Genomic DNA, 387 nt, shown 5'->3' on the forward strand with positions numbered 1-387 from the left:
TCTTTATACATACGAATTACAACTGGCATTTGAGAATATGCAGTATAGTTAGAATCACTACTTCCCAATGAGACAATTGCATTTGTTTCATTTGGTGCTAATGTTGTTACCATATCAAATTCAACAGTTACAATACTTTCTTTGTTTGGCCCAATAGCTCTTTTTGCAGAAATTGCACCACTAGAATTTGGTGTAGTAGATACTAATGCATCATCTGAAGGTTGTAATCCTGGATCACTATTTAAAACATCTGGTCCATATAATGAAACCTTACTTAAATCAATAGCATCTCTAACATTTGCAATATCAGTTTTGGCTTTCATTGTAATCGTAGCAGCAACACCAGAACCTTCGCATACTGCTTGATCGCCTCTGTTAACATATGCT

Annotated in this window: 1 protein-coding gene; it reads right to left on the reverse strand. The window is 34.9% G+C overall.

The genetic code is table 11. The features are described 5' to 3' along the window. A partial coding sequence (locus KHA85_RS17190) for a hypothetical protein (protein ID WP_213186717.1) occupies positions 1 to 387 on the reverse strand: 387 nt, incomplete at both ends.

Source organism: Dietzia massiliensis (genome assembly GCF_018390595.1).
GTDB classification, from domain to species: Bacteria; Actinomycetota; Actinomycetes; order Mycobacteriales; family Mycobacteriaceae; genus Dietzia; species Dietzia massiliensis.